The organism is Candidatus Avelusimicrobium faecicola (assembly GCA_900540405.1).
GTDB classification, from domain to species: Bacteria; Elusimicrobiota; Elusimicrobia; order Elusimicrobiales; family Elusimicrobiaceae; genus Avelusimicrobium; species Avelusimicrobium faecicola.
Genome location: UQFW01000052.1, coordinates 1 through 9,806 on the forward strand (window position 1 = coordinate 1; position 9,806 = coordinate 9,806).

The window sequence follows — 9,806 nt, forward strand, 5'->3', positions numbered from 1 at the left end:
GGAAAAGAAATACCGTTTCTACTCGTTTGGGGACAGTATGATGATTTTATAGCGCACGCGCCGCCCCCTCTCCAACACGCCCCGGTCCGTTGCCCGGGGCGTTTTTTTATGGGCTACGCTATGGCTGGGCGGCCCAATATGCTAAAATAGAAAATATGACGCTTATTTCCCCTTTTAGAATTTTGAGCAAAGATACCCGCTCCCAAGCCCGCACCGGCGTTTTGTATACCAAACACGGCGCGGTGCATACCCCGGTTTTTATGCCGGTTGCCACGCAAGCCTGCGTAAAAGCCCTCACGGCCGACGACATCCGCGACGTGGGCGCCGAGTGTATTTTATCCAACACTTACCATTTATACCTGCGCCCGGGCACAAATACGCTTGAAAAAATGGGCGGCCTGCATAAATTTATGAATTGGAACGGCAGTATTTTAACGGACTCCGGCGGATTTCAGGTTTACAGCCTGCCCAAATTCCGCAAAATTAAAGAAGAAGGCGTCACGTTCCAATCCCACCACGACGGCAGTAAACACCTGTTCACGCCGGAAAACGTAATAGATTTTGAAGCCCAAATCGGCTCGGACATTTGGACCATGCTGGATGTGTGTATCCATGCCAAAAATCCCACCAAGCACGAAGCCCGCGAGGCGCTGGATATTACCAAACGCTGGGCCGAACGCGCCGAGACCGCCTACCATAAAAAAATCAGCCAACAAAACATTACCCAAAACGCAGACGGCTCCTTTACGGTGGGCAACTCCCTGTTATTCGGCATTATTCAGGGCTCCATTTACCCGGATTTGCGCCGCGAAGCCGCCCAACACATGGCCGCCTTGCGCACGCACGGCTATTGCATTGGCGGGCTTTCTTTAGGGGAAACATTAGACCAAATGAACGCTGCCGTCAGCGCCGTGACGGACGTTCTGCCCGAGGGAAAACCGCGCTATTTTATGGGCCTGGGCACACCGATAGAAATTTTGAACTCCATTGAACGCGGCGTGGATATGTTTGACTGCGTGTGGCCCACCCGCGTGGCCCGCAACGGCCAAGCCATGACCAGCCAAGGCCGCCTGAACATCAAAAATGCGGAGTTCCGCCTGCAAGAGGGCCCCTTAGACCCGGAGTGCGACTGCTACACCTGCCGCCACTACTCCCGCGCCTATATCAGCCACTTGTTCCGCTCGGCGGAGCTGACAAGCCACCGCTTAATTTCCATACACAACATCCGCTTTTTAATCCGCTTAATGGAACGCGCCCGCGAGGCCATAAAAAACGGAACCTTCTTGGAATTAAAAGACGAAGTTATTTCCAAATACAAATAAGGTTTTACCGTCATAAAACCGCAGGACTTTCCATAGTCCTGCGGTTTTTTTATGGCTTACAGCCCCCCTTTTCATACAAAAAAATACCGGCCCCCAGAGAGGCCGGCACTGATTAAAAGGGCGTTTTACCTAGCAGACTTTCTTTTTTAAGCCCGATAAGGTTAAATATTCATCACACCCGGCCCCGGTGCAGCTAAAGCACATTTTGTACGGGGAAGAAAAAACTTTTATCTGTACCGCCACCCCCGGGAAGCGTTTGGTATTGGTGGCTTGTGCCACGCAATCGCGGCCGGTGCCTGCAACCAGCGTATAGTGCCAGTTGCCGTCACCGTTATCGGCCGCGATGTTTTCCGCCGGGATATTTACATCCAGCTTGCCAAAATCCCCATCGTCCGGCGCACATTTTTTGAAAGTAGTTAAGTACATCTGTTGGGCATCCGCTATTGCTTTTAGCATAACGGTAGCTTCGGCCGTGCGGGATTTTTTTACAGCGCTTTCATATTGCGGGAGCGCCACGGCGGCTAAAATGCCAATAATCAGCACCACCACCATTAATTCAATAAGCGTAAAACCTTTCTTCATACATTTCTCCTTTTCGGGTAAACCCCTATTACAAGTATAGCACAATTTTTTACTAATTCTAGCGGAAAATTTCCGTCACGCGCTTAAAAATACCGTTGCAATACGCCAACACCATGCCGTAATTGCTGACGGCTACGCCGCTTTTTTGCAAATATTCCACCCGGCGCAAAATTTGGCGGCGCGTCACCATGCACCCCCCGCATTGGATAGCCAATTTGTAAGTATCCAACGCTTCGGGCAACGGGTCCAAATTCGCCAGCACCGTAAATTCCAACCGCTTGCCGGTGTATTTGCGCAGTAAAGCCGGTATTTTGGTGCGGCCGATGTCGTCACACAAATTCACACTGTGGGAGCAAGATTCCATAATCAGTATTTTATCCCCGTCCTGCAAATTATCAATGGTTTGGGTGCCCCTTAAAAATGCCTTAAAATCCCCTTTCAGGCGGGAAAACAAAATGCTGAAACTGGTTAGCGGTATTTGGGGCGGCACTACCGCGCTAACCTGCTTAAACGCCTGGGAATCCGTCACCACCAACTGCGGGGTGTGGTTTTTTAACCAGGCGGACAACTCCGTATCTTTTAAGCAAACGGCCACCGCGCCTATATCCAATAAGTTGCGGATAGTTTGCACCTGCGGCAAAATTAGCCGGCCCTCCGGCGCGGAAGCATCTATGGGAATAACCAACACCACCTGGTCCCCGGGGCGCACTACGTCATCCAACAACACGCCGGGCGCATAAGCGCTAGCGGGCAAATGTTTTTGTATGGCCGCAAGCAACCCGTCCAACTGCGGCGCTTTGCAGGAAAACTCCACCGTATCCGCTCCGGCTACCGGGGCCGGCGCGTACAAATCACTTTTATTATGCACAAAGAAAAACGGAATTTGCCGCGCTTTACACGTTTGCATTAAAGCACGGTCACAAGCGTCCAACTCGCCCGCAAAAACCAAAATAGCCAGGTCCACCTGGTCTAATACCGCCTGGGTGCGGCTCACCCGCTGTGCCCCCAGGGCAGACGTATCATCCAGCCCCGCGGTATCAATCAGCGTGACGGGCCCTATGCCCAGAATTTCAATAATTTTTTTAACCGGGTCCGTGGTGGTTCCGGGGTGCTGCGCCACCACGGAAACCTGCTGTCCCGTCAGGGCGTTAATCAGCGAGCTTTTGCCCGCGTTCATTTTGCCAAAAATGCCGATATGCGGCCTGTTTACTTGTACCATAGTAAAATTATATATAAAAAACCCCGGGCCGGGCATTTCTTCCGTCCGGCCGGGCGGGCAGATTTTTTTACCCACCCGCGCCCTCAAGCATTTTTCCGGGCCGGGTTCCTGCGCGGGCCGAACGGCACCGCCTAACCTTAAAAATCCCCCAAAAAGCGTTTTTCCGGGCGCCGGTTCAAACGCACCCGTATTTTATCGGTCCCAATAAAGTATAATAGAATAGAAGCATACCTTACGAGTACAAGGAATTATATGACCAACGATTTTAACGCTTATTTGAAAGACCGCGCCAAACTGGTGGAAAAGAATTTGGCTAAATATGTGGGAAAAATTGAAAATTCGCCCAAAGTTTTAACAGATTCCATGGCCTATTCTTTGCAAGCGGGCGGCAAACGCGTGCGCCCTATTTTGCTAATGGCTACGGCGGAGGCTTTCGGCAAAAAAGCGGCGGATGTAATGCCCGCCGCCTGCGCGGTGGAAATGCTGCATACTTATTCCCTGATTCACGACGATTTACCTTGTATGGATAACGACTCCCTGCGCCGCGGCAAACCCACCAACCACAAAGTGTTTGGGGACGATTTGGCCCTGTTAGCCGGGGACGCTTTATTAACATATGTGTTTGAAGTTTTCGCCCAGAACGGCAAAGTAAAAGCCGTCGGCGCGGAAAACACCTTAAACGCCCTTTTACACTTTGCCAACTGCGCCGGAGCCTCCGGCATGGTGGGCGGCCAAACGGCCGACGTATACGCCGAAGGCATGGGCGCGGCGGATGCCGTCAGCACGCGGGCGGAAAAACTCAAAAAAGAATCCAAACCGCTGGCCGATAAATCCCTGCATTATTTTATGCTCCCCTCCACGGTAAAAGAAACCACGCCGGAAACCATTTTGAACTACATTCACGCCAACAAAACGGGTGCGTTAATCCGCGGCAGTGTGGAAGCGGGCGCCCTGCTGGCCGGCGTAAAAGGCAAAGATTTAACCCTCATCAAAAAATATGCCAACTGCATTGGGCTGGTCTTTCAGATTGTAGACGATATTTTAGACGTGACGGCCACCGCCAAACAACTGGGCAAATCCAATAGTGATAAAGAAAACGGCAAATTAACTTTCGTCAGCCTGTATGGGTTGGAAGGCAGCCGCAAACACGCCCAGCTGTTAATTGCCAATGCCCAAAAAGCGTTGGACGGCTTAAAAAATGTAAAAAAGAAAAACCTGTGGCCGCTGTACGCCATGGCGGATTTTTTCAAAACCCGCACTTATTAATTCAAGGGGTTATTCATGAAAGTTTTGCCCAGTATTCAAAGCCCAAAGGACTTGCGCCTGATTAAAAAGGAACTCCTGCCCACGCTGTGCCAGGAATTGCGCGACACGATTATTTCCACCGTCAGCAAGAACGGCGGGCATTTAGGTTCCAGTTTGGGCGCGGTAGAAATTATTACCGCCCTGCATTATGTATTCAACACGCCGCAAGACAAAATTGTGTTTGATACCGGCCACCAAGCCTATGCGCACAAACTGCTTACGGGCCGCCAAGCCGCGTTTGAACACATCCGCCAAAAGGGCGGGATTAGCGGATTTCCAAAACGATACGAAAGCGAATACGACTCCTTTGGGGTGGGGCATGCTTCCACCGCGCTTTCCGCCGCGTTAGGCATGGCGATTGCGCGTGACCAAAAAAAGGAAAATTCCAAAGTGATTGCCATTGTGGGCGACGGCTGTTTAACGGGCGGCATGGCTTATGAAGCCCTGCAAAACGCCGGGCTGTTGGCTACGGATATGCTGGTTATTTTGAACGATAACCAAATGTTCATTTCCCAGCGGGTAGGTGCTTTGGGCAAATTTTTAACCAAACTACTCACTAAACAATACGTTCAACTGGCCGAGGAAAAAGCCACCAACTTCTTAAAACGCTTTGATGATTTGGGCAACAACGCCGCCAAACTGGCCAAAAAAGCACGCGCCATTTTATTCCCCGGTACGATTTTTGAAGAAATGGGTTTCCGCTATTTCGGCCCGGTAAATGGGAATAATATTGAAGAGCTGATAGAAGTATTGGAAAGCGTAAAAGATGTAAAAGGCCCGGTGATGTTGCACGTTGTCACTAAAAAAGGCAAAGGCTACAAACCGGCCGAGGAAAAACCCACCAAATTCCACGGTATCGGCATTTTTGATGTGGAAACCGGCGACACGATTGGCAAAGCCAACGGCATTACTTTTACGCAGGCGTTTTCTCAAGCGCTTGTAAAACTGGGCGAAAAGGATACCACCGTCAACGCCATTACCGCCGCCATGCCGGAAGGCACGGGGTTAGACGCGTTTAGGGATAAATTCCCCACCCGCTATTTTGACGTGGGCATTGCCGAAGAACACGGCGCCACCTTTGCCGCGGGGCTAGCCGCCTGCGGGTTAAAGCCGGTGTTTGCGCTGTATTCCTCGTTTGCGCAACGCTGCTACGACCAAATTTTGCATGATGTGGCGTTGCAAAAGTTGCCTGTGGTGTTTGCGTTGGACCGCGCCGGAGTGGTGGGCGAAGACGGCCCCACCCACCACGGGGTTTTTGATTTAAGTTTTTTACGCAGTGTGCCGGACTTGGTTTTAGCCGCCCCGGCGGACGAAAACGAACTGCAACACATGCTTAAAACCGGGCTCTATTGCGGGCGGCCGTTTGTTCTGCGCTATCCGCGCGGAGCCGGGTTTGGGGTAGAAATGGACGCCAAGATGAAAACCTTGGACATCGGCAAAGGCGTGTGGCTTAAAAAAGGAACCGATTTAACTATTGCCGCCATCGGCAACCGGGTTCACCCGGCGTTGCAGGCGGCAAACGCGCTTGAAAAACAGGGTATTTCCTGCGGGGTAATTAATATGCGCTTTGTAAAACCCCTGGATACCCAAATTTTGGACGAAGCCCTCCAAATCTCCCCGCGGATAGTGACGGTGGAAGACAACGCACTCATTGGCGGATTTGGGGCGGCGGTGGCCGAATATCTGGCCGATAAAGGGGCCGCTTTCCGCTTACTGCGCCTGGGCATACCGGACCAGTTTGTGGAACACGCCAAATCGGCCCAGTTATACGAACAACTGGGCCTGAACGCGCAACAGATTGAGCAACGCATATTAAATTGGAAAAACAAGTGAGGTATTCCCATGAGCGTAAAGGATATTGAACACGAACATTCTTATATTAAAGCGTACGAAGATATACAACTCTTAAAACAGGACGTTATGCGCCCTGTGCGTATGGAGCTGGAAGTAATGAAACCGGAAATTTACCTCCAACGCCACCATATAGAAGAAACGATTGTCTGCTTTGGCAGTGCCCGCGTGCGGGAAGAAAAAGAAGCCAAAGGCAAAGTAAAAGCCGCCCAAGAAGCCTTAGCCAAAAACCCGGGTGACAAAAACCTGCAACACCGTTTGTATGAGGCCGAAGGACTATTAAAATTGGCCCCGTATTACGAAGCGGCCCGCAAATTTGCCAACCTGGTTATTGAACACGCCGGCGACCGTTTTGCCGTCGTCACCGGGGGCGGCCCGGGGCTGATGGAAGCGGCCAACCGCGGCGCGTTTGAAAAGAACGGCAAAAGTATCGGTTTCAACATTACCTTGCCGCACGAACAACACCCCAACCAGTATATCACTAAAGATTTGGCCTTCCTGTTCCACTACTTCGCCATCCGCAAATTACATTTGGTTATGCGCTCTAAAGCGTTTGTGGTTTTCCCGGGCGGGTTCGGCACGTTTGATGAACTGTTTGAAATTTTAACCCTGGTAAAAACAGGCAAAAAACAGGATATTCCGATAGTGCTGGTAGGCAAAGAATTTTGGAATACGGTAGTGAACATCCCGGGCTTGGCCTCTTATGGGGTTATTTCGCCGGAAGAAGCGCAATCTTGCGAAATTGTAGACACGCCGGAAGAAGCATGGGCTATTATTGCTAAATTCTACCACATCAAATAAAAACGGTTTTCCGGTAATAAAAAACTCCTTGTACTTAAATTTGTTTTGATAGCAAAACGGTACAAGGAGTTTTTTTTGCCCCCGCAAAGTGCCGGGCCGGGAATTTGCCCCGGTTTTGGGCGCAACAGAAAACGCCGGGGTTTATCGGCACGGTATTTATAAATAAAAAAACCGCCGGTTTGCTGCCCGGCGGAGTTTTTAGCTTTAGAAACTAAATTATCTTTTTTTGGTAGTCTTTTTGGCGGCTTTTTTAGCGGTTGTTTTTTTAACAACGGCTTTTTTTGCCACTTTTTTAACAACAGTTTTTTTAACTGTTGCTTTTTTTAATACAGCCTTTTTAACCGTTTTTTTGACTGCCGCTTTTTTGGCAGGCTTTACGGTTTTTTTAACCGCTTTTTTAGCGGGGGCTTTTTTAATGGCCACTTTTTTAACGGCTGTTTTTTTAGCCGCTACTTTTTTGACCGTCTTTTTAACAGCCGCTTTTTTTACCGGCTTTTTGACGGCGGCCTTTTTAACAGTTGCTTTTTTGACCGTTTTTTTAACGGCGGCAACTTTTTTTGCGGGTTTTTTATTGCCCATACTGTTCTCCTAAGACAACTAGTTTTAACCTCATAAAAAATAATACCACAATTACTATGAAATTGCAACAAAAAACCTCGTCTTAGAAAAATATTTTTGAAAAAATCAAGCCCCTTTTTTATTTTCCGTTTCCGTCGGGCGCTTGACTTTTCGCCGCAGATTTTCTAACTGGGCGCACCAGCTGATACATTCCCGCGCGCCCGCACAGGGCCGCAAATAAAATTTCTTTCATGGTGTTTTTATACACGCACACAATGGCAAACGCGCTGATAACGGCCGTCCACGGGTGGCGCTCCGCCTGCTCAAACCCCACCACTGCCGCTTGGAAAATAGCAAACAAAACGCATAGCCCGTACGCCCAATTAAACCAATACACCAGTTTCAAGGCGGCTACTTCCGTGCGGATTTTAAGCAGGCGGATAAGTAGCGGCAGCAGGGCCGTTTTGCCCAGCGCAAACATCCCCCCCAATAGCCCGCCTAACACATACTGCCCGTTGAAAATCTGCCCCGCCCCCGGTGCCACCAAACTGATTAAAAAAGCCCAAATTCCGTTCATTTTATTTCCCCTTTCCAAAGTGCGGTGGCCGTGGCCACCTTGGAATATTCCGGCGCTTTTAAGCCGCTGATTTCCCCCAATTTTTGGGCCCACGCGCAAAAATCTTCCGCCGGGCCCGCCTTTAACTCAAGCTCAATTTCCAGCATATTCTGCCGCCGCTCCCCCGCGGTAATTTCCACCTCGTCCAAGGCCAATTCATAAATAGCACCCGCCTGAACCAAAGTATACACGCGGCGGTTATTTTGGATATAAAATTTGAACTCCAACTGCGCCACGTCCACCCCTTGCCAGGTGCCCCGGGAGCGCAAGGCCGCCAGAGCCTCCCGGTGCGTATGGGCCCCGGGCAAAGGCAGGGTTTCTTCCCGGCGGACTGCTTTGCCATTTTCCAACCGGGTTTTAGTTTTTAAGGTTGCCTCGTAAGCGCCGTCGGTACAGCGCACCCGCATAGCTATTTTCTGCGCGGAAAGCGCTTCGTCCGGCGTATCCGCATAAGCATCCGAAATGTGCAAAATCTGCACCGGGGGCAGGGCGCGCCCGGTTAACGTGCGCACGGCAGAAAGCATTTTATCAAAATCCGCCGCCGCGGCCGCCCGCCACTTAAATTCTGTTTCTATGGACATAATGTTAGTTTACAAAAAAAGTATAATGAATGTTAGGAGGATTTTTATGAAAAAACTGCGCCAACCCACCTCTTTAGGCTGTTTTGCCTGCGGGAAAAATAACCCCGTCGGTTTACATTTGGAATGGTTCAACAATTACGACGAAAACCAAGTAGAAACCACATTCACTTTGGATGACAACTACTCCTCTTACCCCGGCACCATGCACGGCGGAATTATCGCAACGATTTTGGATGAAACGTCCGGCCGGGCCATTTTGTTGGATAACGATTTCAACCGCCTGATGGTGACGCTGAAAATGGAAATGGTTTATAAGAAAAATACCCCCACCAACACGCCCTTAAAAGCCGTGGGCCGCGTGCTGAAAGACAGCGGCTCCCGCGCGCAAGTGGAAGGGGAAATTATCCTGCCCGACGGCACCGTTTCGGCCAAATGCACCAGCATTTTGTATAAAATCCCGCAAGCGGTAAAGGATAAATGGGGGCCGGAAGCCGACGAATGGCTCCGCACCACGCCCAAAGTGGAAGAATAATTTTTCTATTGGAAATACTAACTACTTTTTAGTGTTGTAAAATAAACACCCAAAGCGGAAGAATAATCTTCCTATTGAAAATAAGTGATTGCTTGTTTTTACCGCACGGCTGTTTGCTTTTTACCGTGCGGTGATTTTTTAATGTGCGGATTAGCTCTTATCTCACGGAAAATTTGTTTTTGGCACGCGGCGATTTTTTACCATGCGGCAGACTTATTTTTCGCGCGTGTTGGATTATTTTTCGCATGCGGCCCCTTGCTTTCCACGGCACATTGAACTATTTTAATGCCACAGCATAAAAAACAGTTGAGCGGGACGTAATTTTTTGCTAGAATAAGAATTGTCCTAGTTAAAGGAACAATTTAAGGATCGGTAGCTTAGTTGGTAGAGCGCCTGCTTTACACGCAGGAGGTCACAGGTTCAAGTCCTGTCCGGTCCA

At 49.9% G+C, this 9,806-nt stretch carries 10 protein-coding genes and 1 tRNA gene; 6 read left to right on the forward strand and 5 right to left on the reverse strand.

Features of this window, described 5'->3' with window-relative positions; all coding sequences use genetic code 11:
• Positions 1 to 155 precede the first annotated feature (155 nt).
• Positions 156 to 1,322, forward strand: coding sequence for a tRNA guanosine(34) transglycosylase Tgt (tgt, locus tag ACQY18_RS05580; protein WP_428039161.1), 1,167 nt, complete (start codon positions 156 to 158; stop codon positions 1,320 to 1,322).
• 129 nt (positions 1,323 to 1,451) lie between these two features.
• On the opposite strand, the gene ACQY18_RS05585 is transcribed toward tgt, so the two are convergent.
• Entirely contained in the window at positions 1,452 to 1,904 is a 453-nt protein-coding gene (locus ACQY18_RS05585) for a type IV pilin protein (protein WP_428039162.1), read from the reverse strand.
• A 58-nt stretch (positions 1,905 to 1,962) separates the two neighbouring features.
• Positions 1,963 to 3,123 (reverse strand): [FeFe] hydrogenase H-cluster maturation GTPase HydF, encoded by a 1,161-nt coding sequence (gene hydF / locus ACQY18_RS05590; RefSeq protein WP_428039163.1) that lies wholly within the window; start codon positions 3,121 to 3,123, stop codon positions 1,963 to 1,965.
• Positions 3,124 to 3,375: 252 nt separating this feature from the next.
• Between hydF and ACQY18_RS05595 the strand changes: the two genes are divergently transcribed.
• The 3 genes from ACQY18_RS05595 to ACQY18_RS05605 are packed head-to-tail and all read left to right on the forward strand — an operon-like array spanning position 3,376 to position 7,080.
• The gene (locus ACQY18_RS05595) at positions 3,376 to 4,389 is read left to right on the forward strand and encodes a polyprenyl synthetase family protein (protein ID WP_428039164.1); all 1,014 of its coding nucleotides are present in this window, start codon (positions 3,376 to 3,378) and stop codon (positions 4,387 to 4,389) included.
• A gap of 15 nt (positions 4,390 to 4,404) precedes the next feature.
• Complete coding sequence (gene dxs / locus ACQY18_RS05600; protein WP_428039165.1) at positions 4,405 to 6,261, forward strand: 1-deoxy-D-xylulose-5-phosphate synthase; 1,857 nt, start codon at positions 4,405 to 4,407, stop codon at positions 6,259 to 6,261.
• Positions 6,262 to 6,270: 9 nt separating this feature from the next.
• Positions 6,271 to 7,080, forward strand: a complete 810-nt coding sequence (locus ACQY18_RS05605; RefSeq protein WP_176778068.1) for a TIGR00730 family Rossman fold protein — start codon at positions 6,271 to 6,273, stop codon at positions 7,078 to 7,080.
• A gap of 216 nt (positions 7,081 to 7,296) precedes the next feature.
• Here ACQY18_RS05605 and ACQY18_RS05610 read toward each other — a convergent pair whose 3' ends face one another.
• The 3 genes from ACQY18_RS05610 to ACQY18_RS05620 all read right to left on the reverse strand — a co-directional run bounded on the left by ACQY18_RS05610 (position 7,297) and on the right by ACQY18_RS05620 (position 8,835).
• The gene (locus tag ACQY18_RS05610) at positions 7,297 to 7,659 is read right to left on the reverse strand and encodes a hypothetical protein (RefSeq protein ID WP_428039166.1); all 363 of its coding nucleotides are present in this window, start codon (positions 7,657 to 7,659) and stop codon (positions 7,297 to 7,299) included.
• 118 nt (positions 7,660 to 7,777) lie between these two features.
• Positions 7,778 to 8,215, reverse strand: coding sequence for a hypothetical protein (locus tag ACQY18_RS05615; protein ID WP_176778070.1), 438 nt, complete (start codon positions 8,213 to 8,215; stop codon positions 7,778 to 7,780).
• Positions 8,212 to 8,835, reverse strand: coding sequence for a CYTH domain-containing protein (locus tag ACQY18_RS05620; protein ID WP_428039167.1), 624 nt, complete (start codon positions 8,833 to 8,835; stop codon positions 8,212 to 8,214). Before ACQY18_RS05620 ends, ACQY18_RS05615 begins: the two co-directional genes overlap by 4 nt.
• 46 nt (positions 8,836 to 8,881) lie before the next feature.
• On the opposite strand from ACQY18_RS05620, the gene ACQY18_RS05625 reads away from it, so the two are divergent.
• Positions 8,882 to 9,367: a PaaI family thioesterase gene (locus tag ACQY18_RS05625; RefSeq protein ID WP_428039168.1), complete on the forward strand. Its 486-nt coding sequence runs from the start codon at positions 8,882 to 8,884 to the stop codon at positions 9,365 to 9,367.
• Positions 9,368 to 9,733: 366 nt separating this feature from the next.
• Positions 9,734 to 9,806 (forward strand) — tRNA-Val (locus ACQY18_RS05630).